The following is a 24,404-nucleotide window of genomic DNA, read 5'->3' on the forward strand; positions in this document are numbered from 1 at the left end:
ACAATGGGACATCAGTTCAGCCTCACCCGCGGATCGACCAGCGTGTAGGAAATGTCGGTCAGCAGCAGACCGACGATGTAGAGCACCGAGCCGATGAACACCATGGAGCGCACCACGGCAAAATCCTGCGAGCCGATGGCATCGATGGTGTAGCTGCCCAGGCCCGGGATGCCGAAGAAGCTTTCCAGCAGCAGCGACCCCATGAACAGCAGCGGAATGACCACCACCACGCCGGTCAGAATGGGGATCATCGCGTTCTTCAGCACATGCCGGAACAGCACGCGCAGTTCCGACAGACCCTTGGCGCGCGCCGTGCGCACGTAGTCCTTGTTGATCTCTTCGAGGAACAGCGTGCGGTACCAGCGTGCCGACGCGCCGATGCCGCCGACCACGCTGATCAGCACCGGCAGGATGAGGAACTTGCCGGCGTCGAGCCCGCCGCTGTAGCCGGAAATGGGCACCAGATTCCACACCTTGCTGACCAGATACTGTCCGCCGATGATGTAGAACAGCCCGGAAATGGACATCGCCGCCACGCACAGCACGACGCCGCCGACATCCAGCGCGGTGTTGCGGAAGAACACCAGGAGCAGCGCGAAACTGACGGTGACGAACAGCCCGAGGATGAAGGTCGGAATCGCGATGGCGAGGCTGGGCCCCATGCGGCTCCGGATTTCCAGCGCGATGTCGCGGCCGTCGTCGGCGCGACCGAAGTCCAGCGCGAACATGCGTATCGACTTGTCGAACAGGATGGTGTCGGTCGCCTTCGCCACACCCGACGCGGCGGCATTCCACACCAGCGGCTTGTCATAGCCGCGCTCGGCCTTCCACTTTTCGATCGCCTCCGGCGTCACCCGCTTCGCGCCCAGCTGCATGCGCGCGATGTCGTCCGGCGAATTGACGACGAAGAACAGCAGGAAGGTGATCAGGTTCACCCCGATCAGGATGGGAATGGCATAGAGCAGCCGGCGGATGATGTAGGCGATCATCGTGCGGCGCCTTCGAACGCGCGCCGGGAGCGCGCCTGATCAGCGACGTGCCTGAGGGACCGGTGATGGTGGGAGCTGTCTCTGTGGGAGCTGTCTCTGTGGGAGCTGTCTCTGTGGGAGCTGTCTCTGTGGGAGCTGTCTCTGTGGGAGCTGTCTCTGTGGGAGCGGCGGCCTGTGGGAGCGGCGGCCTCGCCGCGATACGCACTTTGCAATGCGACCATCGCTGCACGATCGCGGCGAGGCCGCCGCTCCCACAGTGCCGCTCCCACAGGCCGCCGCTCCCACAGGGCCGGTGCCGATCGCGGCGAGGGCGGAGCGGGGGTTTCGGCGAGCACGCCTCGCCGCCCGCGGAGCCGGCTGGCCATGCAGGGCCAGCCGTGGAACGGAGCGGGGGTTTCGGCAAGTGCCGCTCGCCGCCCGCATAGCCTGCAGTGGATCGCCGCTCCCACAGGGGCCAGGAAGTTCATGCCGACGCCCCCACAGCGCGCGCCTGTTCCGAGCGCTTCCAGTGACGCCAGGCGGGCCACACCAGTGCGAGCAGCAGCAGGGCGCCGGCGACCAGCGGCCAGCGCGCCGGACGGTTCCATTCGGCGCGCTTTGCTTCGCGCAGCTCCGGGTCGATGCGGGTGTATTTCATCGTGTTGTTGGCCACGGTCGATGGTTTGCGGTTGAACACCCAACTGTGTTCCAGGCCGTAGCTCTTCGGGTGGAAGCCCCACACCCAGGGCGCGTCGTGCTGCAGGATGGCCAGCATGCGGTCGAGGATGACCTGCCGCTCCGGGCTGTTGTCCATCGCCTTCATCTTCTCGAACAGGCGGTCGAATTCGGCGTTCTCGTAATTTGCCGCATTCTCGCCCTGCACCTTCACCTTGGACTGCGGGCCGTAGAGCAGGAACAGAAAATTTTCCGGGTCCGGGTAGTCGGCGTTCCAGCCCCAGAAGAAAAGCTGCGCGGCGCCCTTGCGCACCTTTTCCTGGAAGCGGTTGTAGTCGGTGCTGCGCACCACCAGTTGCACGCCGAGCTGATCGAACTGCTTGGTGAGCCAGTCGATGCGCGCCTTGCTGCCGAGACCGGTGCCCGTGGTGTCGAGATTGACCACCAGCGCCTCGCCGGTTTTCGCGTCGCGACCGTTAGGCCAGCCCGCTTCGGCCAGCAGCCGCTTCGCTTCGTCAACGGACTTGCGTTGCGGCTGATCATTCACCCAATCGTACATACTGGGGTTGCTGCCTTCGCGGCCGCCCCGATAGCCGAAAATGCCGGGCGGCAGCGGCGACTGTGCCGGCAGACCGCGGCCGTTCTGGAAAATGGAAATGAACTCCTCCTGGTCGAGCGCGATGCCGATGGCCTGACGCAGCTTGCGGCCGCGTTCCGCCATCCCGCCGACCACCGGGTCGAGCATGTTGAAGCCCATGTACATCGTGGACGTCGATACCGAGGTCTGCAGCCGGATGCCCTGAGCCTGCATGCCGTCGCTCAGGCTGACTTCGCCGGTCTGGCCGAACTGCACCGCCTGGTCGAATGAGTCGGAACTGATGCCGGACGCGTCGTAGTAGCCCTGCAGGAATTTGTTCCAGTAGGGGATCTGTTCCTTCTCGCGCGTGAACACGATCTGTTCGACCAGCGGCAGGCGCTTGCCGCAGTCGGCCAGCAGGCCGGCTTCGCGGTCGCCCTCCTCACCCTCGCACGGATAGGTTTCTTCGCGGAAGTTCGGGTTGCGCGTCAGCACCATGCGCGCGTTCGGATTGTTTTCGCTGAGCATGTAGGGGCCGGTGCCGATCGGGTACCAGTCGAGCGTGAGGTTGCGCTCCGCCATGCCGGGCTGGGCGTGGAACAGGTCGGCCTCCCACGGCACTGGCGCGAAGAAGGGCATGGCGAGCCAGTACAGGAACTGCGGGTACTTGCCCTTCAGCCGGATGCGGTAGGTGTGGCGGTCGATCACCTCGACGCCCGGCAGCGCGTGCTGGCGCAGGTCCAGCCAGGCGCCGGGCGGCAATGTCTTCGCGGCATCCTTCAGCGTGTCGCCGAATTCCTTGAGGCCGACGATGTAGTCGCTCATCAGGCCGAAGATCGGCGAATGCAGACCCGGGTGCGCCAGCCGCTTGATCTGGTAGACGTAGTCGGCAGCTTCGAGCTCGCGCGAGCCGGTCTGCTCGAACTCGTACAGGGTCAGCCGCGCGCCCGGGCCACCCGAGTGGTAGATGTACTTGCCGGCTTCGTCGCGCGCCAAAGCCGGATGCGGCTGGTAGCGGATGCCCGGCTTGATGCGGATGTCGTACACCGACTCGGCGATGTCGGCAGCCGTCGCATCGGCGGACAGCTCGCGGCCGTCGCGGTCGTAGAAGCGCGGCTGAGGCATCGCCTGGGCCGTGGCGGTGGTCAGTTCGAACGGTCGTTTGAGGTAGTGATACTGCAGCGGCGCCTCGTAGATCTGCGCCGTGAAGGTGATTTCGTTTTCGCTGTACGACTGCACCGGATCGAGGTGCTTGGGTCGGTCGGTGAACGCCGTGTACAGAATGTTGCGACCACTTTCCGCCGCCGGATAAGGGTTGTTCCAGACTTCGCCGCAGCCACTGAGCAGCATCGGAGCCAGGGACGCGGCCAGCAGTCGGCACAAGGAGCGGTGCAGCGGTCGCAGTCGGATCATGGGAGGATTGTAGGCGGCGAGCTCCGATCTGTGAGCGGGCAGGCGGAAAAAGGTTTCCGGCGAGATTTGGTTGGCGTACCGTCGGCCCACTCGGCGAACCGATACCGCGGCGTTCGGTCTAGGATGCAGATGATGTGTCACCTTCCCGCCCGCCGATGAACCTGGTCCGTTCCCGTGTCCGCTCCATGAAAGCGCTGCTTCCCGCGTTCGCCGTCGCGCTCGCGCTCGCCGGCTGCAGCTTCGTGCAGATGGGTTACAACCAGCTCGACCGCCTGATCGCGTGGCGACTCGATGACTACCTGCCGATGTATTCGGCGCAGCGTGCAGTGGTCGAGCCGGCGGTCACGCGGCTCGTCGACTGGCACTGCGCGACCCAGCTTCCTGCATACTCGGCATGGCTGCGCACGGTCGATGCCGACCTGCGCGCCGGCCTGAGCGTGGAGCGCGCGAATTCGCACATCGACCAGGCACTGGTATTCGGTCACGACATCGCCCGCCGCGCGGCACGTGAAGTCGGGCCGCTGATGGTGGGCGCCACACCGGCGCAGATCGAGACATTCAACAAGCGGATGAAAAAGAGCAACCGTGACTATGTTGAAGATTGGGTCGAGCCACCGCGCGACGAATTGGTGCGCGAGCGCGCCAAGCGCATGAAAAAACGCAGCGAGGCATGGCTCGGCAAACTCACGCCGTCGCAGCTGGCGCTGATCGACGACTGGGCGCGCGACGTGCGCAGCAACGGCGAGGACGGCATGGAAAGCCGCCGTCGCTGGCAAACGGCACTGGCCGACGTGCTGGCGCGCCGCAATGCCGAACGCGACGCCGTGATCAGCGACCTCGAAACCCTTTTCGTGTCGCCCGGCAACCTCTTCACGCCGGGCTACTCCGCCGCCTTCGATGCCAATCGTGCCCGCGCGGCCGAAGCGCTGTCGGCGCTGTCGGCCTCGCTCACTCCGGCTCAGCACAAGCACCTGCAGCGCGAAGCCGCGTCGCTCGTCGCCGATATCGAACAAATCGCCTGCCGCCGCAGCGAACCCAGCCTACAGGCCCGCTCATGACGACTTCACTTTCTCCCGACGCCATTCCGCTGTTTCCGCTGAGCGTCATATTGTTTCCCGACGGCATGCTGCCGCTGCGCATCTTCGAGGTCCGCTATCTGACGATGATCAAGCAGTGCCACAAGAGCGGAAAGCCCTTCGGCGTGGTTTCGCTGACCCAGGGCCAGGACGTGCAGCGCCCCGGCCCTACGCCCGGCGAGCGCTTTCACGCCATCGGCACACTGGCGGAAATCATCGACTACCAGACACCGCAGCCCGGGCTGATCGAAATCGTCACCCGGGGCACCTCGCGCTTCAAGGTGACGGCCAGCGAGCAGACCCCGCACGGTCTGTGGATGGCAGACATCGAAGTGCTGCCGGACGACCCGCATGTCAAGGTGCCTTCGGACCTGGCCTATGTCGCGGCCAATCTGGTGCGCATGCTCGAAGTGTTCGAATCGGCCGAGGTGTCGCCCATCCTCGAACCCCGTCGCTTCGACGCCGCTGGCTGGGTAGCCAACCGTTGGTGCGAACTGCTGCCGGTACCGGCCGAGGACCGCCAGCGCATGATGGAAATGACCGATCCGCTGCTCCGTCTGGAGTTGATCAGCGACCTGCTGGACATGACCGAATTCGGTCGCTGACCCGACAGCCCGGCCAATCGGCATCAGTGGTCGACGCACGCGCTCTGGTCGATATCACTGCCGAGTACCACAGCGACTTCCGCCCGGACGCGTCGCAAACGGATACACGATGGTGATCATTGCCGCCGGACTGCAGTGCTACGCTCGAGCCACTCCCGCATGACGCACTGCCTCACGTGACACCCGCCCCCCTGCCCCTGCTCGACCAGCTGATCCGGCGCCGCCGGCGCATTCCGGTGACACTCACGCTGATCGCGCTCAATGTCGGCGTGTTCGCGTTGATGCTGCTGTATGGCGCCGGCCTGTGGCATTCGTCGAGCGACGTGCAGTTCGCCTGGGGCGCCAATTTCGGTCCGGCGACCAAGGACGGCGAATGGTGGCGGCTGGGCAGCGCGCTGTTCCTGCACTTCGGGCTGTTCCATCTGGGCATGAACATGCTGTCGCTGTGGGACGGCGGACGACTGGTCGAACGCATGTTCGGCCCGGCGCGCTTCATCGCGATCTATCTTCTGAGCGGTCTGGCCGGCAATCTGCTGTCACTGATTTCGCAAGGCGACCGCGCGGTATCGGGTGGCGCATCGGGCGCCATCTTCGGTGTTTATGGCGCGTTGCTGAGCTTTCTGTGGCAGCAGCGCGATACGCTGGACCGACGCGAATTCACCCGTCTTTTCTGGGGTGCCAGCCTGTTCGCGGCCATCACCATCTTCCTCGGCTTCCAGATCCCCGGCATCGACAACGGTGCGCACATCGGCGGCTTCATCGCAGGCCTGCTGGCCGGTGCGGCACTGGCGCAACCGCTGGGCGACAGCGCAAAGCCGCTGCTTGGCCGCTATCGCACACATACCGCCTCGGCCGGGCAATGGCTGGCCGGCTTCACGCTGGTCACCGCGCTGGTGCTGATGATCATCGGCATCCCGTCGCCACGCTATCGCTGGAGCGAAGAGGTGATGGCACGCGGCGAAATCCGCGAATTCATCGGCGAGGACAAGCGTATCGCCGATCGCTGGACGCAGCTGCTCGGCGATGCGCAGTCGTCCGGCGCGTCGTTCGACGAACTTGCCGGGCGCATCGAATCCGAAGTGGCCGACGCCTACCAGCAGCGCTTTGACGAATTGACCGACCTGCGCCTCAGTCCGGAAGCACCATCGGCACCGACGCTCGAAAGCCTGCGTCGCTACGCCGAACGTCGGCTCGACGCCTCGCGCGCGCTGGTCGACGGCCTGCGCGCGCACGACATCGAGCGCGTGCGCGAGGCGCTGGAGCAGGCCAGCCAGCCGCCACCGCAGGTCGCGCCGCGAAGCAGCAAACCGAATTGATCCTGCCGCCATGACCCGCCGCTGGATCGCCCATCTCGACATGGACGCCTTCTTCGCCTCGGTCGAACTGCTGCGCTACCCCGAGCTGCGCGGCCTGCCGATGGTGGTGGGCGGTGGTGCCCGCCATCAGCCCGAACTGCTGCCCGACGGCACGCGCCGCTTTGCCCGGCTGCGCGACTATGCGGGCCGCGGCGTCGCCACCACGGCCACCTACGAAGCGCGCGCCTTCGGCGTGCATTCCGGCATCGGCCTGATGAAAGCCGCCGCACTGGCGCCCGACACCGTATTGTTGCCGGTCGATTTCGACGCCTACCGACTCAACTCGCGGCTGTTCAAGGCCGCCGTGGCCGAACACGCGCGGTTGATCGAGGACCGCGGCATCGACGAAATCTACATGGACCTGACCGACCTGCCGGGCGCGCAGGATGCCGTCGGCGACGACCCGCACGGCGGCGTGCGCGCCATCGCGCTACGCATCCAGCAGGCCGTGCACGCGGCAACCGGCCTCAGCTGCTCGATCGGCATCACGCCGAACAAGCTGCTGTCCAAGCTGGCGTCCGATCTGCACAAGCCGCATGGCATCACGCTGCTGACCGAAGCCGATGTGCCATCGATCATCTGGCCGCTGCCGGCCAGACGCATCAACGGCATCGGTCCGAAAGCCAGTGCGAAGCTCGAAGCGCTCGGCATCCGCAGCATCGGCGAACTTGCAGCGGCCGAACCGCACGGGCTGATCGAACAGTTCGGCCAGAGCTATGGCCGCTGGCTGACCGCCGCTGCGCACGGTCGCGATGACCGGCCGCTGGTGACCGAGCGCGAAGCGAAGTCACTCAGCCGCGAAACCACTTTCGAACGCGACCTGCATGCGCGCCATGACCGTACCGAACTCGGCGAGATCTTCACCCGTCTGTGCGAGCGCCTGGCGGAAGACCTGCAGAGAAAGGGCTATGTTGCAAAGTCCATCGGAGCAAAGCTGCGGCTCGATGACTTCAGCATCCTGACGCGTGAAATCACGCTGCCTGTATACATATGCGATGCGCCTGCGATCCGTCATCACGCAACGCTGTGCGTCAAGCGCATGCCACTCGACCGGCGCTTCCGCCTGCTCGGCGTGCGTGCCGGCCACCTGATGCGGGCCGACGCACTCCCGGCAACGGGTGCCGCCCCCGGCACGGAAGAAGGGCAGCTCGCGCTGCCCTTCTGAACGCATTCCGAGGGAAAACGAACCGGCGTCGTGTTCCTGAGGGAGCAGCGGCCTGTGGGAGCGGCGGCCTCGCCGCGATACGCACGTTGCACAACGACCACCGCGGCACTGATCGCGGCGGGGCCGCCGCTCCCACAGGAACTTCACTGCTCGCCGTCCGCGCGCGCGATCAACCTTTCTGCGTACGCCGGCGCGCAGCCAGCGTGATCAGGCCCAGGCCGGCCAGCAGCAGCGCGTAGGTTTCAGGCTCGGGCACAGCGGCGACCGGGCTGGTCAGTGCGAAACCGACCTCGGCACCGCCCAAATCGGGGATGCCGAGAAAAGCGGCCAACGCATCGCCACCCGGGTCGGTCACCACCAGTTTCATGCCCGACAACGAGAAAAGCGGTGCGAACGGAATGAAGGTTTGACCGGATGTAACGCTGCCGAAAATCGTATCGACCGCAAGCGTGGTGTCGATCAGGAAGTTCTGCAGATCGACATCGATGCCGTCGCGCGAGAGGCGCAAGCCGCTGCCGACATGCTCCACGGTAGCGTTCGAAAGATCGGGATCGAGCAGCCCCCCGGTGATCGGAAACAGACCGACCAGATTGCCCGACGCATCGCTTGTCAGCGAAGCCAGGCCGAGAGCACTCACCGACACACCGGCACCGACCAGCGTGGGGGTGGCGGTAAACACGGTTACCGTAGGTCCGATGGGTTCGACCGGAAATGCCGCGCTGACCGTCATCGGGGAAGCGGCCACGGCCGCGAGTGCTGCAGTGGCTGCAATCTTCCTGATCATCATGGGTACGCTCCTGAATGGATAGAGTGGTCGTGGGCCGGTGGGCCGGCCTCGTGTCGATGTGGTGTCGCTCTCGCGTCTATCCTCCCTGCGCGCGCGGACCGGATGCGTTGCATCACGCGCACGGCTCCGTCCACGGACGAAGCAGCGGATAGAATATTCGTGCGCTATGAAGTTCCCCGTGTCACGCGAACATCACCCAATCGTCACGCAGGTGCGCCGAGCGCCCGGAACTGCGTGGGGTCACGCCCGGTCACTGGGTCGCCATGTCACGTAACCCGGACTCGACCCCCCTGGACGGCGGCCGTATGCGCCTGCGCGAAGACGCGCCCTGCCCGCTGTGCGGGCGACCGATGCGCGCCGGATCCGTGGTGGATCAGCACCATCTGGTGCCGAAGTCGAAGGGCGGGCGCATCACGGTTCTGATGCATCGGATCTGCCACCGCAAGCTGCATACCGTACTGGGCGAAGACGAACTGGCGCGAGATTTCGCCACGCCGGAACGATTGCGCGAACACCCCGACATCGCCGCCTTCATCCGCTGGATACGCCGCCGACCGCCGGAATTCGATGACCGACACCGGCGGCCGCGACGCGCGTGATCAAGCGGTGATTCGCGGCCGGTGATCGACGCCTGACTCAAGGGTGACCTCCGGACGGGCGCGACACGACCGAGGGCGCCAGCACGCGCAACCAGACCTTCCGATATACATCGCAGGCCGAAGGTCCGGACCGTCAAGCGGATACACCGGCGGCGTCGGGCCCTCGCCGACCGCAGTTCCTGTTGCACCGGTTGGCGCAGTTTCGCAAACCCGGGGCCTGACTGAAGCGCATCACCCATGAAATCTGATTGACGGGATAGGCGCCCGGCACCTCGCATTGATCATTGATGCCGTTCTAAAGAAAATAACGACGGTCACCCACGGGGCATCTACGAAACTCGAGTGACCGTGCATCGTCGTCAAGCGGGAACGGATTGAACCGTGCGGAAGGCAACCGACCGGGGCAGGCCGTGCCGAGCTTTCAGGTGCAGTGGTTGATCTGTTTCCACTCATCCATTTCAAGAATCGCCCGACACGTCGATTCGGGCTTTTTGCATGACCTCAGCCGGAGCGAACGCACCGGGGTCACTACCAAAGGAGAGCACGATGAATGCACGAGACGAGTCCGCCGGCAAATGCCCGGTCATGCACGGCGGCGCCACATCGGCCGACTTATCCGTGATGGAGTGGTGGCCCAAGGCCTTGAACCTCGACATCCTGCACCAGCACGACCGCAAGACGAATCCGATGGGCGAATCGTTCAGCTATCGGGAAGAGGTGAAGAAGCTCGACTTCGCGGCGCTCAAGAAGGACGTCACCGCGCTGATGACCGACAGCCAGGACTGGTGGCCGGCCGACTGGGGCCACTACGGCGGCCTGATGATCCGCATGGCGTGGCACGCAGCGGGTACGTATCGCATCGCCGATGGCCGCGGCGGCGGTGGCACCGGCAACCAGCGCTTCGCCCCGCTCAACTCCTGGCCCGACAACGGTAACCTCGACAAGGCACGACGCCTGCTGTGGCCGATCAAGAAGAAGTACGGCAGCAAGCTGTCGTGGGCCGACCTCATCCTGTACGCCGGAACGGTGGCCTACGAATCGATGGGCCTGAAGACTTTCGGCTTCGGCTTCGGCCGCGCAGACATCTGGCACCCGGAAAAGGACATCTACTGGGGTTCGGAAAAGGAATGGCTGGCGAAGTCCGACAACCCGAACAGCCGCTACTCCGGCCAGCGCGACCTCGACAACCCGCTTGCCGCCGTGATGATGGGGCTGATCTACGTGAATCCTGAAGGGGTCGACGGTCAACCCGACCCATTGAAGACCGCGCACGACGTGCGCGTCACCTTCGCCCGCATGGCGATGGACGACGAGGAAACCTGCGCGCTGACCGCCGGCGGCCACACCGTCGGCAAGTGCCACGGCAATGGCGATGCTTCACTGCTCGGCCCCGCACCGGAAGGCGCGCCGATCGAGGAACAGGGCTTCGGCTGGATGAACCACAGCACTCGCGGCGTCGGCAGCAACGCGGTCACCAGTGGTCTGGAAGGCGCATGGACCACGCATCCGACGAAGTGGGACAACGGCTATTTCAAGCTGCTGCTCGGCTATGACTGGGAACTCCGGCGGAGCCCGGCCGGCGCCTGGCAGTGGGAACCGGTAAACATCCGCGAAGAGGACAAGCCGGTCGACTCGGAAGACCCAGCCATCCGCCACAACCCCATCATGACCGACGCCGACATGGCGATGAAGATGGACCCGGCCTACCGGAAGATTTCCGAGCGCTTCCATGCCGACCCGGCCTACTTCTCGGAGGTATTTGCGCGCGCCTGGTTCAAGCTCACCCACCGCGACATGGGCGCGAAGGCTCGCTACATCGGCCCGGAAGTGCCGCAGGAAGATCTGATCTGGCAAGACCCGGTACCCGCCGGCAACACCGGCTACGACGTCGCCACGGTCAAGGCGGAGATTGCCGCCAGCGGCCTGTCGGTCGGCGACATGGTGGCCACCGCGTGGGACAGCGCGCGCACCTTCCGCGGCTCGGACCTGCGCGGCGGCGCCAATGGCGCGCGCATCCGCCTCGCGCCGCAGAAGGACTGGGACGGCAATGAGCCGGCCCGCCTCGCCCGCGTGCTCGGCGTGCTCGAACCCATCGCGTCGGCCGCCGGCGCCAGTCTGGCCGACGTGATCGTGCTGGCCGGCAATATCGGCATCGAACAGGCCATCAAGGCGGCCGGATTCGGCATCCCGGTGCCGTTCGCGCCGGGTCGCGGCGATGCGACCCAGACGCAGACCGACGTCGAATCCTTCGAAGTGCTCGAACCGGTGGCCGATGGCTTCCGCAACTGGCAGAAGCGCGACTATGTCGTCACGCCGGAGGAGCTGCTGCTCGACCGCGCCCAGCTCATGGGCCTCACCGCGCCGGAAATGACCGTGCTGGTCGGCGGCATGCGGGTGCTCGGCACCAACCACGGCGGCACCATGGACGGCGTATTCACCGACCGTGTCGGCGCGCTGACGAACGACTTCTTCGTCAATCTCACCGACATGGCGTACATGTGGAAGCCGGCCGGCAGCAACCTGTACGAAATCCGTGACCGCAAGTCCGGCCAGGTGAAATGGACCGCCACCCGGGTTGACCTGGTGTTCGGCTCCAACTCCATCCTGCGCGCCTGCGCAGAGGTCTATGCGCAGGACGACAGCAAGGAAAAGTTCGTGCACGACTTCGTCGCCGCCTGGACCAAGGTGATGAACGCCGACCGCTTCGATCTGGCCTGAGGCCGGCCGCCGCGACCGCGCAACCGCAAGGGTTCGCGCGGACGTGGCGCCCGCTCCGGTCACGGGCCAGGCCCTGTGATCGGATCGGCGCCTTCCCTGTGGGAGTGGCGACCCGCGGCGATCTGCACCGGCCCCTGTGGGAGCGGCGGCCTCGCCGCGACCATGTCACGACCATCGTTGTGCAGAGTGCGTACGCGGCGAGGGGTTTCGGCGAGCACGGCTCGCCGCTCCCACAAGGAGAGCCCCTCGGCGAGCTGCTCGACCAACGCCTGCATCGCAGACAAGTTCCGCTTCGACAAAGGACCTCGCTGTTCGCGGAAGCGATCTCTTCCCAATGCAACACAGCATTGCCCTGCCCTGCCCTGCCCTGCCCTGCCCTGCCCTGCAGGTATCAGGCACCGGGCGCCATTGTGATTTGTTGCAGTTTTGTGTTTCTCTTCATTCCCCGTGAATATCTGCACACTGAATCTCGAGGGCATATGGCGGGCATCAAGATGATCGCCCAGCATGAGGAAGGGTCACGGTCACCCGGATTGCGTGACATCCATTTCCCCAGGAGGCAGACATGAAGGCTTCTAACGTATTGACGGGTATTGCTCTCGCGGCGATCACATCCCTGCACAGCGGCGTGGCGTCCGCAGTGCTGGTCAACAACGTAGGTCTGGAAGTGCGGGCGCTCGTCGATACCGACGCCTTCGGCGCCAATGCACCGCTGGCCAACGCGATCGAATCCGAAATCGATCTGCCGTACGACCGCTCTGTGGTGAGCATTTCCGGCGGCACGACCGGCAGCTTCTCCTACATGGCCGTCTCCGATATCGGCAACCAGCTCCTGAAGGTCGGCGGCAGCCTGACCAATCCGACCGGTACCGATTTTTCCGGCTTCGGTGTGCCGTTGATCAACGTCTATGCCCAGGCAAAGGATGTGCTGTCGCTCACCTCGGCGGTTGCCGGCACCTTCGATGTCACGCTTGAGCTCGTGGTGACGGGAAATCTGGTGACTTCTGGCGTATCGGGTGATGTCAGCGCCAACAGCCTGCTGACGTTTGGCCCCGTGGTCGGACTCAATACGACCGACTCCAGCCGCTACACCGCGGCGGGTGAGATCAACGATACGCTGAGCGTCACACGCCAGCTGACGTTCGCGGCGCCTGGCTCGGCAATCGATATGGAATTCGAGGCTTTTGTCAGCTTTACGGCAACCCGGGTGCCAGCAGGCTTCACCGTATCGGGTGATCTCGGCAACACGGCTTTCCTGAATCTGATCCTGCCGCAGGAACTTTCTGTCGTCGAATCGGGGTCGGGTACCTTCGGCGTCGCCATCCCGATACCTGAGCCGCAGGTCCATGCGCTGATGCTGGCTGGGCTCACCTTGATCGGCACGGTTGCCGCACGTCGAGCGCGCGTCTGATCCGTCCGTCGTTGTTCGCATTCGGCGGGTGCCTCGGACACGCGCGTCGCGTCGTCAGCCGACATGAAATCGCGGCAGACGATCGCAGTGCGCGAGGAAAGGTCCTGCTTTCAACGACGATGTTGTAACGCAGCCGGTCGCCCTGGCCTCTTCGAGTACACGGAGTCCGTAGTCAGGGCACGCGTTCATGTGGCCAACAGATGCGCCTTGAACGCGCGCGCCAGCGGCGACAGTTTCTTGCCGCCCGGATGCACGATGTGCCAGTTCGACAGCACCGGAAACCCGTCGACGTCGATCACGCTCACGCCGTGCTCGCCGTCCAGACCGTGCAGCGCGTGGCGCGAAAGCACGGCGATGCCCAGGCCGCCGGCGACGGCTTCCTTGATCGCCTCGTTGCTGCCCAGTTCGAGCCGGATGTCGGGACGGAAGCGGTGGCTGCGGAAATGCTGGTCGGCCGCCATGCGGGTGCCGGAGCCACGTTCGCGCAGGATGAAGCGGCGGCTGCGCAGAGCGTCCAGCGGCACTGAAGATGAGCTGGCGAGCGCATCGTCGGCGGGCGCCACGACGACAATGGGATTGGTCATGAAGATGTCGTCGCTCAGGTCCATGTCGGCCGGCGGCATCGACATGATGTAGAGGTCGTCCATGTTTTCGCGCAGGCGCTGCACCACGCCGTCGCGGTTGAGCACTTCGAGCGACACGTCGATCGCCGGATGCCGGGCGCAGAAACTGCCGAGAAGGCGCGGCATGAAGTACTGCGCGGTACTTACGACCGCGACCCTGAGCTTGCCTCGCGTGAGGCCGCGGGCACCATCGGCCTCCTGCTCGAAGGCGTCCCAGGACTGTGCGATGGCGCGCGCAGTCTTTGCCAGTTCCTGGCCGATGTCGGTCAGATACACCTTCTTCGCCACCACTTCGTACAGCGGCAGCCCGACGGCTTCGCTCATGTCCTTCAGCTGCATGGATGCGGTGGGCTGCGTCACGTGCACCGCCCGCGCAGCGCCGCTCACGCTCCCGGTTTCGGCCAGCGCCAGGAAAAGACGTAATTGCCTGAAGGTTATATTCATAAGTTTTTATCTATGTTGCGAGACACCAAAATCGATTTTACTCGATGAGCTGCACAACCTAGCATCCGGGGCGAAAGGAGATTGCCCCCATGCACACACTGCTCGACCCCGCGATCCTGTTCTTCGTGTTTGGCGTTCTGGCCGGCACGCTGCGTTCCAACCTCGACATTCCGGAGCCGATCAAGAAATTCCTGTCGCTCTACCTGCTGATGGCGCTCGGTCTGAAGGGTGGCTTCGCCCTGGCGCAATCCGGCATGAATCCCGGCGTGGCAGCCGGCCTGGCTGCAGCTGTCTTCATGGCCTTTCTGGTGCCATCGATCGGCTATCTGCTGCTGCGCCGGGTGGCGTCGCGCTTCGACGCAGCGGCCGTGGCCGCATCCTACGGCTCGGTCAGCGCAGTCACGTTCGTCACTGCCACGCAGTATCTGGACAATACCGGCACCGCTTTCGGCGGCCACATGACAGCAGCCATGGTGCTGATGGAATCACCTGCCATCATCATGGCCGTGCTGCTCGCGAATGCGGCGCGGCAGGCCGTGAGTACCCCCGCCGTGGTGGCCTCCGGCGGCGGCGCGGCGGTGATGACGGCAGGCGCTGGCGCACCGGGCACACCGATCGGCCGCATCCTGCACGAGTCCTTCACCGACGGCGCACAGCTGCTGCTGATCGGCGCGATGGTCATCGGCTACTTCAGCGGCGAAGCCGGCAAGGCCGTGATGCAGCCCTTCGCTGGCGACCTGTTCAAGGGCATGCTGGCCTTCTTCCTGCTGGACATGGGCCTGATGGTGGCGCGCAATTTCGACCTGGCGCGCAAGGCGTCACGCTGGCTGCTGGTCTACGCCACCGTGGCCCCGGTCGTGCACGCCGCCGTCGCCCTGACGCTCGCTGCCGCGCTGGGCATGGGCGCCGGCGACGCCACCCTGCTCATGGTGCTGTCGGCCAGCGCGTCCTACATCGTGGTACCCGCCGTGCTGCGTACCGCGATACCGGAAGCCAACCCGGCTCTCTACTTCGGGCTCAGTCTGGGCGTCACCTTCCCGCTCAACCTGCTCATCGGTATCCCGGTTTATGCGGCTGCAGCGGCATGGGCGCTGGGCTGAGTCGGCGGCAGCACCACGACAGTGGCCGGCTGGGTGCTCAGGACGTCCAGTCTTCCGGATCTGGAGAGCTCTGTTGCGCACTGCGCCACCGCGCCATAAAGCGCAGCAGCGCGATCCCGGCAAGCATCAACGCTGCGCTTGTGGGTTCGGGCACGGGTGCAGAGAGCATGTAACTGAAGTCGGCGGACTGGGCGAAATCCCCGGTAAGCGTCAGGTGCAGGCCGATTTCCGTCTCGCCTTCGAATGTGCCGAGATGGAGGGTCTGGTCGGCAAACCAGCTTTCGGCGGCGCTCAAACCACTGAAAGAATGTTCCAACAGGGTTGTATCGAAGTGGGTCACACTGAAACGCAAGGTGAAGTCATCGCCCCGCCCGTTCGCAGTGAAGTCGAGCATCCCCAGGACGAGTTCGCTGCGCGCCTCTTGCGTGAAGGTGAAAACCGCGCTGGCTGAGTAGCTGCGCACGCCACTCGCCGCGCCGCCGTAACCTGCGCCCATCCTGCCATGGCCGATCACGCTCGGCACAAGCTGGACGTCCGGTCGGGCGTGCATGCCCGCACTCGCCCCGCCGGATTCGCCAGAGCCCGCAACGACGTAGGAGAACGCCCCTAGACCGGCCGCGGGCGCTATCGGGTCAAGCCACAAATCAAGCGAACCACCCATGACGGCGCGGGCGTGACTGTCGGTCTGGCCCGACACATCGCTGTGCGCGCTGGCGCTGACGCTGCGCCCTGCTCCACCTTGAACGCCGGCCTGTGCCAGCGCCCGGCCGGCGCTGCCGTCACCATGAGCCGACGCCTCCGCTCGGCCCGGGGCGCCGAGATCGGCGCGGGCCAGGGCATCGGACTGATGCGTTGCACCCAGCGCAGTGGCCTCGGCACGCGCACTTCCACCGCGCTGGGTACTGATGGCTGCCACCTCCGCAGAGGCTGCCCCCGCCCGCCCCGGTGACGCAAGCCCACCCGATGCGTACCCGACGCTGCTGACGTGTCCCTCTCCCGACACGGCTATCACGGCGCGCGCGGCACCACCAAGGCCGGTGCCGGTTGCGTTGCCGCCTTCAGCCCGGGCCTCTCCATTGACCAGGCTGCCCTGCCGGCTTGAGTTCAGCGTCAGCGACGCCATCGCATCGCCGCCATTGGCATGCCCGCTGCCGGCACCCGCCCGTCCGCCCCGACCACCGACTGCCCGGACCACGGCGGCGAGGTCCTGCGCGTTGGCGTCCGAGTAGGTGAGTGATGAAAGCGCACTGCCGCCATGGCCCGCCAGACGGTTTTCGGAGTAACCGCCCGACCCGGCATCCGCCGTCTGACTCAGCGAAAGACGACCTAGCGTGCTGCCGCTGACGGCATCGATCATTCGTGCATCGCCACCGCGCCCGCCGTTTGCCCCGAAGTTCCCGGAACCACCGCCACCCGCACCGGCGGTAGCCGACACATTCACATCTCCGAACGCAGACCGGCCATACGCCGTCGATTGCTCGACATGCGCGCCGGCCCCCGCCAGGGAACCCAGCCGCTTGGCATCGCCACCTCGTCCGCCAGATGCAATGGCGGTTGCGCGCGCAGTGCCGTGGTCCGTCGTACTTGCACGGGCGACGCTTCTGCTTGTGCCGCCGACGGCGCCGTCCGCGCGACCCGTGAATACATCTCCTTCGCCACCTGCTCCACCCTGGGACGCAGCAACCACGCTCGAGGTGTGACTGCCGAACGCGGCTGCGATCGCATACGCCTCCCCGCCCGCCGCAGCTACACCGCCGCTGCGGACGGAACCACCTATGCCACCGTAGGCGCTGCTGACCATGTGCAGGGTCCAGGCCTGAATCGGTGCGTCCGCGCTGCCGATTTCAAGCGCGCTGTAAGCGCTGCCGCCTGCACCGCCAGTCACGTCACCGACACCACCGTTGCCGCCACGAGCGACCTGGTCCAGGGTCAGACCAAACCACGCGTTGCCGCTGACGCTGTTCTCGAGCGATACCGAAGCGCCGTTCCCACCCCCGCCGTTGCGACCGCGCCCACCGTCGCCGCCGATGGCTTCTGCTGTTGCGCGGGCTCGGCCGAACGCGGACTCCGCGCGCGCGCGCGCCGTGGCGGTACCGCCATGACCCGCCTCACCCCCATTGGCAGAAACTGCGCCCCCTTTACCACCGCGGGCGGTTGCGGACACTGTTGCACTTGCGTCCCCCACACCGCGCGCACTGGCATCGGCAGCGCCCCCCGCTGCGGCACGTCCGGCGCTGTTGGCTCCCCCGCCGTCACCGCCGGTCGCGAACGCGCTCATCAGAACGTCACCTGCTGCACCGCCGCTGGCTGTCGCGCGGGCTTGGCCGCCAGCGCCGGCGCGCCCAGTTGTGGTCGTTCCCCCGACTCCGCCGCGTGCGCTGCTGCTTTGCTGCAGGCGGTGCGAAGGTGCGTGGCCGGCTTCCAGTATCGTCACTGCATCGCCGCCGTCACCAGCGTTCGCAAGTGCCGAATATCCGCCCCAACCACCTTGAGCTGTCTGCAGGAGGGACAGTTCTCGAGCCATGCTCGCGCTGACCGCGTTGTCGAGGCGGGCTTCACCCCCACGTCCCCCGCTCGCGCCATCGTTACCAGTGCCGCCATCGCCGCCGAGAGCGGAAGCGCTGACCGAGGCTCGGCCCGACGGGGCCTGGGCGAATACGGTGGCTGCGCCCGCTTTACCTCCGTTCCCGCCCTGTCGTCCTGCACCATGCCCGGTCCCGCCTCGGCCACCCGCTGACGTTGCGCCCAGGATCACCGTGCCCGAGAGGGAATGCCCGATTGCCACGGCTGTTCCGCTCCCGCCGTCAGCACCATCGCCAGAAGACGTGCGACTGCCACCTTCGCCACCCCAGCCGCCGGTTGCGTGGCTCGACACGCTCCGTATCTCGGTCGCGGACACGTCGACGAAACTGAGTGCATCGCCACCTCGGCTTGCGATGCCACGAACTGAATCGCCGCCATGGCCGCCCTGGGCGTTCGAGGAAGCGGCCAGCAGGACATCTCCGGGGTGCGCGCCGGAAGGAGGCGCTCGCCGGGTCAATATCGAAAACGCCTGTCCTGCCATGCCTGCAAAGCTGTCCTCGGATTCACCCCCGTTGCCGCCATAGGCCTCCTGTTCCAGTCTGACGAAGCCCTGAGTGAAGCCAGTGAAAGCATCCGAGAGCGAGACGGAGCCGCCGCGCCCGCCATCGGCACCGGCCAGCCCTCGTCCACCGTTGCCGCCACGCGCCGTCGCAGTGGCTTCGGCGTTCAGGTGATGCCTGGACACCAGAGGATCGTCCCGCACTGAAACGGAAACGCCCCCCCCCCCCCCCCCCCNCCGTTGCCGCCACGCGCCGTCGCAGTGGCTTCGGCGTTCAGGTGATGCCTGGACACCAGAGGATCGTCCCGCACTGAAACGGAAACGCCCCCACCCCCACCCCCTCGCTGACCGACGCCCCGTCCATCGCCGCCGACGCCGCCCGTTGCCGATGCCGTCATGCGCATCGATGCGCCTGCGTCGCCGCCGAAAGCAGTGGCTTCGGCATGACCGCCTTCACCGCCACTCCCATGACCGGTCACACTGCTGCCGGCACCACCGCCGGCGGCCGCACGCAGTTCGATCGGACGCGGGTCGAAGGTCTGCTGACTGGAATGCCCCGCGTGGGCTCGCGCGTTGCCACCCTGCAACGTCGTTCCGAATTGCACGGAACCCGCGGCGCCACCGGACGCAGAGCTTGAGATCAAGAGTGAGCGTGACGTCATGTCGGCCGACTCGAGCACGGACGATGCATGCCCACCCTTCGCGGCCATGCCTTCGAAGGTCTGACCGGTCTGACCGCCGCTCCCGCCAGCAACATGCTGGGACAGACTGACGCTTCCGAAAGCCCGCACAGCCACCGCATTGAGGAGGTGAGCATCGCCGCCGTCACCACCCCGAGCGCCGTCATGACCGTCGCCCCCGCGCCCTCCGGTCGCAGACGCACTTAAGCGGGCGTCGCCCGCTGCGGCTTCCACATAACCCCGTATCTGTGTCACGTCCGCGCCGCGCCCTGCCGTGCGTCCGCCTCCGTAGGCATGCCCGCCATCACCTCCGCGCGCAGAAACACTGAGGTTGGTGGCCTCGTCGAACGTGTTGCGAACGGACCCGGATGCACTGGCGCTGCCGCCTGCGGCGCCATCCCCGGCCTGAGAGGCGCTGCCGCCGCCACCACCATGCCCCCCGAATGCCTCACTGGTCGCTCTCAAACCGCTGCCTGCATGAATGTCGAGCAGGCTGCTGGCAGTAGCACCGCTGCTCGCGAGACCGGAGTTGCTGTCACCTCCATGGCCACCACGGGCGGTCAGCCCCACATTCAGAGTGCGGGCAATGATGATCGGCGCGTCTGCGCTGCCCAGAACAAACCGAGACCCTGCTTCACCGGCGATGCCCGCGAAACTGCTGTCTGAATTTCCCGCGCTGCCGCCCCAAGCGTTCTGTGAGAGATGAAGTGAGGTGGGCCCATTGCCGCCCACCGCGTTTTCGAGAAAGACGGCTGCGCCCTGTCCTCCGGCAGCGCCAGCCTCTCCATGGCCGCCGTGACCGCCGTAAGCGGTGGCATCCACAGCAGCGAAGCCGTACTCCGGACTCGTAATGGCCCCTGCCGTCACGTGCGCTTTGCCACCCTGCCCGCCGCTGCGCCCGAGCCCGAACGCCCGCCCGCCGTCACCGCCCCGGGCTTCTGCCCGCGCCTGTACCGAGTTGGCCGTTGCGGATCCTGCCACCGCATTCGCCGTCGCATTGCCGCCGGCCCCGCCGTGCCCGCCCTCGCCGGCGCCTGCTCCTCCATCCGCGCCACCCCGCCCGGCATCGCCACCGCGACCGCCCTTTGCGTCCGCCCCGGATACGGCGGACAAGCTGTCGAGCCCGGTATGAACCGCGACATCGGCAAGGCCGCCTGCGCCGCCGTCGCCGCCCCGCCCCCCGGCCTTCAGCGCGGAGCCGGCCGCGCCGTCTCCGCCGTGACCGCCCCCGCCAGCGCTCGCCGTGCCTGAATTCGATTCATCGGCGTTCGGCCCGACGCGGAGCGACACCGACTCACCGGCCCCACCCGATTCTCCGGCCTGGCCCGCCACCGCGCCGGAGGCCCCCGGCAAGCCGGCCGCGCCCCCGGAATTCTCTGACGCGGCGAAAACCGACCCGGTACCGAGCGCCAGCAGCAGCGACAGCAGAACGGAGGACGTCGGAGAACGGCCGGTGCGCAGGTGGTCCGGAACGGTTCGTGGCATGACGGCTTCCTGTCGGTGAGTTCATGCCCGGCGAGCAGGCATCGATATCGGTCGACAGGGTATGCACGCTTCTTGAAGGTTTCACGACAATGGCCTGAAACAGCGGCGCCACGAGTCAAGAAAACTCAACCGAAGTCTGGAAAGGACGCGGTCCTAGGCTTGCATGCTGTCGCGTGCCGGCAGGGGCGGGGAAAACAGACGCAATTTTTCCACCAGTTCGACCTGACTGATCGGCTTGCTCAGATAGTCGTCCATGCCGGCTTCAAGACACAGTTCGCGGTCGCCCTGCATGGAGTTGGCAGTCATCGCGATGATCGGCACTCGCGCCAGGCCGCATTCGGCTTCGTGGGCTCGGATCAGCCGGGTGGCTTCGATGCCTCCCATGACCGGCATCTGCATGTCCATCAGGACCAGGTCATATCGCTCGCCCGCGCCGAGCCGACCCACGGCCTCCCGGCCATGCACGGCCAGCGTGACCGTGTGCCCCCACTTTTCCAGCAGCCGGATTGCAAGTTGCTGATTGACCGGATTGTCTTCAACCAGCAGTACATCGAGAACACGTTCCGCGGCTCGCGGCTGCGCGGCTTGAGCGCGGCTCGGCACAGCGGCCATGTCCATGCCCAGCGCGCGTTTCACGCCCTGGAGCACATCGACATCGGTCAGCGGCTTGGTCAGGTAACCGTTCAACTGCAGGCCGCGGGCGCGTTCCGCATCGTTCTTCAGCGGGCCGGTCGAGAGGATCAGCATAGGCGTGCTTCGCAGATCTGGCTGCTCGCGCATCCACGCCGCCAGGGTGAGGCCATCCATTTCCGGCATCTGCTGGTCGATCAGCACCAGATCCGGCCGGCAGTCGTGGCGAATGCACAGATCCTGAGCCTCCGCCCCGGAACCGGCTGCTGTCGCCTGCATGCCCCAGCCAGCCAGTTGACGCCGGAGAATCTCGCGCATGACGGCATTGTCATCGACCACCAGCACCCGCTTGCCGGCCAACGGTTCGGTCGCCGGCGGCGTGACCGGTGTGGCATCCAAGCCCAGCAGCACTGTGAAGTGAAAAGTACTGCCCTTGCCCACTTCACTGTCGACACTCATGCGGCCACCCATCAGCTCGACCAGACGGCTCGAGATCGACAGCCCGAGACCCGTGCCGCCGTATCGGCGGGTGGTTGACTGATCTGCCTGAGAGAAGGCCTCGAAAATGCTGTCGAGCTTGTCGGCGGGGATGCCGATGCCCGTATCGCGCACCGCCACCTGCACGGTGACCGCCGCATCGGTTTGCGCCTCGACAGCCAGCGTCACCACAATTTCGCCGCTGGCAGTGAACTTGATGGCATTGCCGACCAGATTGATCAACACCTGACGCAGACGCGTCGGATCGCCCAGCACATACTGAGGCACATCGCCCGCGACGTCGCAGATCAGCTCCACGCCCTTCTGGCCGGCGCGCGGACCGAGGGTTCTGAGGGTTTCGGAAATCGTCTGGTGCAGGCCGAAACCGACGTGTTCGAGCATCAGCTTGTTGGCTTCGATCTTCGAGAAATCGAGAATGTCGTCGAGAATGCCCAGCAAGGACTCCGCGGAGTTCTTGACGATCTTCATGTACTCCTGCCGCTCGGCCTCGGCGTCGGTGTCCAGCGCGAGATCCGTCATGCCGATGATGCCGTTCATGGGCGTTCGTATCTCGTGGCTCATGTTGGCAAGAAAGGCGCTCTTGGCCCGGCTGGCTGCCTCGGCTTCTGTCCGCTTGGCAATCAGCTCGGCTTCGACCGCCTTGCGTGCGGTGATGTCGGTTCGGATGGCGATGTACTGACGCGGGCGGCCATGCCTGTCGAGGAAAGGCACCACCGTCGACTTGACCCAGTAAAGACCGCCGTCCTTCTTCCTGTTGCAGATTTCACCTTCCCAGATTTCTCCGCGGGAGATCGTTTCCCATAGTTCCCTGTAGAAGGTGTCCGGGTGGACGCCCGACTTCAGGATGCGGTGATTCCGGCCAAGAAGTTCTTCCGGGCCGTAGCCGGAAATGACGCAGAACTGCTGGTTGGCGTAGAGAATGGTCCCGGCCTCATCAGTGATGCTGACGATGGCATGCGCATCAAGGGCGCGCTGGCGGTCACGCAGGGCTTCAGCGTTCGCCTGCGCCAGAAGCACGGCATGGACATTCCGGCCATGCAGCCAGATCAGTGCCCCGCCAGCCGCAGCGAACACGAGCAGCAGCAGGGTGGCGAACAGGAAATGCTGCGGGTGACTGTCGTAGGACAAACCTTCGAGAGGCAGCGACATGACCTGGATCCCGCGGACATCTCCTTCCTTCCAGTCCCGCTTCGGGCTATCCGGATGGACGTTGTGGCAACCGACGCAGGACGCAGCCAGCCGGATGGGTGCGGCGTAGCGCAACACCTTGCCGCCAGGCGCATCCTCGAGACGCAGGAACTCGTCCTTGCCACTGGCCTGGAGCGCAGCCAGCGCCTCGGTCTCGAAGGCGTCCAGCGTGACCTTGCGCCAGGGAAATGGATAGGGGCTGACCAGCCGCAGGTTCATCTCCGGGTTCGACCTGGCGATCTCATCGACCAGATCCAGCGTCATGGTGGCCGGTATGGGCAAGGCTCCGGGCCTGGACTTGTAATCGTGCGTGATCATCAGCTTCGAATGCTCACGGACAATCGGGAGCAGACGCGACGAATAGAAATTCCGGAAGGAAATCAGCAAGTCGGCATGCGACCTCGCCAGCCGGTGCAGCGCATCTTCCTCGGTGCGCGCTGCGAGCCGGTCGGCGAGAACGTACAGACCGATCATCAGCGCGCCGATGGTGACAATCAGGATTGTGCGGAAACGCGACGGGTCGACAGTCCGCAGCACGTTGTCGGGCAGGTCGGACTGCGGCAGGTGTGCGGAGTGCTTCATGCTGGTTCAGGCTGTCGCGTGTCTGGGTGATCTCGACCGACCGCTTTGCGCCGTCAGGAAAATGGAGCCGATCCCGATGGCAAGGGAATCTGCTGTCCGTCCTGTTTATCGGCTCCGGAACGGAGAAACATTAGGGGGGAGCAATCGCCCTGGCGCTGCTCCGACTACCGCGCCCTGCGTTTCACCCGGCCCCGCCCCGGCACCGTCGCCGGCTTGTCCGGCAGGCCGAGCGCGGCGCGCGACAGGCGGTCGGCATCGCGGTTGCGGTGGCGTGGCACCCATTCCAGGCTGACCGATTCGAAGCGGGCGAGCAGCGCTTCGATATGCACGACCCGTTCGAGCAGCGGCACGACGGCGGTGCGCTGTTCGCCGCGCAGGTGACGAACAACGAAGTCGCTGTCGCCGGTCACGGTGAGCCGTCGCGCACCTTCGGCGTGGGCGCGGTCGAGCGCCGCTCCGAGCGCCTCGAGTTCGGCTTCGTTGCTGCAGCCGTAACGGCTGCCGGCCAGCGACAGCTCGATGCGCCGGCCCTCCGGCGACACCAGCAGCGCGCCGAGGCCGAGGCGGCCGGGATTGGGCAGCGCACAGCCGTCGAACCACAGTTGCCAGGCGGCGGATGCCAGGGCCGGATCCACTGACATGAGGGGGGGCCTGAAATGCGAAAGCACCATGATCGCACAGGGCCAAGTGTCGCCCTGCTTTACACCCCGCCTGCATGACATGAGCAAGCGACTGAATCGATG

General features: G+C 65.8%; 15 protein-coding genes. 8 read left to right on the forward strand and 7 right to left on the reverse strand.

Annotated elements, in window-relative coordinates:
• Positions 1-11 precede the first annotated feature (11 nt).
• Positions 12-989 carry an ABC transporter permease gene (locus NMQ16_RS07930; RefSeq protein WP_257079991.1) on the reverse strand — a complete coding sequence of 326 codons (978 nt, stop codon included), beginning with the start codon at positions 987-989 and terminating at the stop codon, positions 12-14.
• 463 nt (positions 990-1,452) lie between these two features.
• The gene (locus NMQ16_RS07935; RefSeq protein ID WP_373566768.1) at positions 1,453-3,633 is read right to left on the reverse strand and encodes an ABC transporter substrate-binding protein; all 2,181 of its coding nucleotides are present in this window, start codon (positions 3,631-3,633) and stop codon (positions 1,453-1,455) included.
• A gap of 185 nt (positions 3,634-3,818) precedes the next feature.
• On the opposite strand from NMQ16_RS07935, the gene NMQ16_RS07940 reads away from it, so the two are divergent.
• The 4 genes from NMQ16_RS07940 (at position 3,819) to NMQ16_RS07955 (ending at position 7,834) form a co-directional block, all read left to right on the forward strand.
• Positions 3,819-4,691, forward strand: coding sequence for a DUF6279 family lipoprotein (locus NMQ16_RS07940; RefSeq protein ID WP_257079992.1), 873 nt, complete (start codon positions 3,819-3,821; stop codon positions 4,689-4,691).
• Positions 4,688-5,314 carry an LON peptidase substrate-binding domain-containing protein gene (locus NMQ16_RS07945; RefSeq protein ID WP_257079993.1) on the forward strand — a complete coding sequence of 209 codons (627 nt, stop codon included), beginning with the start codon at positions 4,688-4,690 and terminating at the stop codon, positions 5,312-5,314. Before NMQ16_RS07940 ends, NMQ16_RS07945 begins: the two co-directional genes overlap by 4 nt.
• A gap of 176 nt (positions 5,315-5,490) precedes the next feature.
• Entirely contained in the window at positions 5,491-6,630 is a 1,140-nt protein-coding gene (locus NMQ16_RS07950; RefSeq protein ID WP_257079994.1) for a rhomboid family intramembrane serine protease, read from the forward strand.
• A gap of 10 nt (positions 6,631-6,640) precedes the next feature.
• Positions 6,641-7,834 (forward strand): DNA polymerase IV, encoded by a 1,194-nt coding sequence (locus NMQ16_RS07955; RefSeq protein WP_257079995.1) that lies wholly within the window; start codon positions 6,641-6,643, stop codon positions 7,832-7,834.
• Between the two features lie 169 nt (positions 7,835-8,003).
• On the opposite strand, the gene NMQ16_RS07960 is transcribed toward NMQ16_RS07955, so the two are convergent.
• On the reverse strand, positions 8,004-8,621 hold the full coding sequence (locus NMQ16_RS07960) for a PEP-CTERM sorting domain-containing protein (protein ID WP_373566769.1): 618 nt from the start codon (positions 8,619-8,621) through the stop codon (positions 8,004-8,006).
• Between the two features lie 263 nt (positions 8,622-8,884).
• Here NMQ16_RS07960 and NMQ16_RS07965 point away from each other — a divergent pair, with 263 nt between their 5' ends.
• The 3 genes from NMQ16_RS07965 (at position 8,885) to NMQ16_RS07975 (ending at position 13,349) form a co-directional block, all read left to right on the forward strand.
• Positions 8,885-9,220 carry an HNH endonuclease gene (locus NMQ16_RS07965; RefSeq protein ID WP_257079996.1) on the forward strand — a complete coding sequence of 112 codons (336 nt, stop codon included), beginning with the start codon at positions 8,885-8,887 and terminating at the stop codon, positions 9,218-9,220.
• Between the two features lie 546 nt (positions 9,221-9,766).
• Complete coding sequence (gene katG / locus NMQ16_RS07970) at positions 9,767-11,938, forward strand: catalase/peroxidase HPI (RefSeq protein ID WP_257079997.1); 2,172 nt, start codon at positions 9,767-9,769, stop codon at positions 11,936-11,938.
• Positions 11,939-12,503: 565 nt separating this feature from the next.
• Complete coding sequence (locus NMQ16_RS07975) at positions 12,504-13,349, forward strand: hypothetical protein (protein WP_257079998.1); 846 nt, start codon at positions 12,504-12,506, stop codon at positions 13,347-13,349.
• A gap of 185 nt (positions 13,350-13,534) precedes the next feature.
• Here the strand turns inward: NMQ16_RS07975 and NMQ16_RS07980 are convergent, their stop codons facing one another.
• Positions 13,535-14,416, reverse strand: coding sequence for a LysR family transcriptional regulator (locus NMQ16_RS07980; protein ID WP_257079999.1), 882 nt, complete (start codon positions 14,414-14,416; stop codon positions 13,535-13,537).
• A gap of 89 nt (positions 14,417-14,505) precedes the next feature.
• Between NMQ16_RS07980 and NMQ16_RS07985 the strand changes: the two genes are divergently transcribed.
• Positions 14,506-15,516: a sodium-dependent bicarbonate transport family permease gene (locus tag NMQ16_RS07985; RefSeq protein WP_257080000.1), complete on the forward strand. Its 1,011-nt coding sequence runs from the start codon at positions 14,506-14,508 to the stop codon at positions 15,514-15,516.
• A 37-nt stretch (positions 15,517-15,553) separates the two neighbouring features.
• Here the strand turns inward: NMQ16_RS07985 and NMQ16_RS07990 are convergent, their stop codons facing one another.
• The 3 genes from NMQ16_RS07990 to NMQ16_RS08000 form a co-directional block, all read right to left on the reverse strand.
• Positions 15,554-16,873: a hypothetical protein gene (locus NMQ16_RS07990; RefSeq protein WP_257080001.1), complete on the reverse strand. Its 1,320-nt coding sequence runs from the start codon at positions 16,871-16,873 to the stop codon at positions 15,554-15,556.
• Between the two features lie 4,043 nt (positions 16,874-20,916).
• The gene (locus tag NMQ16_RS07995) at positions 20,917-23,661 is read right to left on the reverse strand and encodes a response regulator (protein WP_257080002.1); all 2,745 of its coding nucleotides are present in this window, start codon (positions 23,659-23,661) and stop codon (positions 20,917-20,919) included.
• 164 nt (positions 23,662-23,825) lie between these two features.
• Entirely contained in the window at positions 23,826-24,302 is a 477-nt protein-coding gene (locus tag NMQ16_RS08000) for a ribonuclease HI family protein (protein WP_257080003.1), read from the reverse strand.
• Between the last annotated feature and the right edge of the window lie 102 nt (positions 24,303-24,404).

It is taken from the genome of Methyloversatilis sp. XJ19-49, assembly GCF_024580145.1.
GTDB lineage: Bacteria > Pseudomonadota > Gammaproteobacteria > Burkholderiales > Rhodocyclaceae > Methyloversatilis.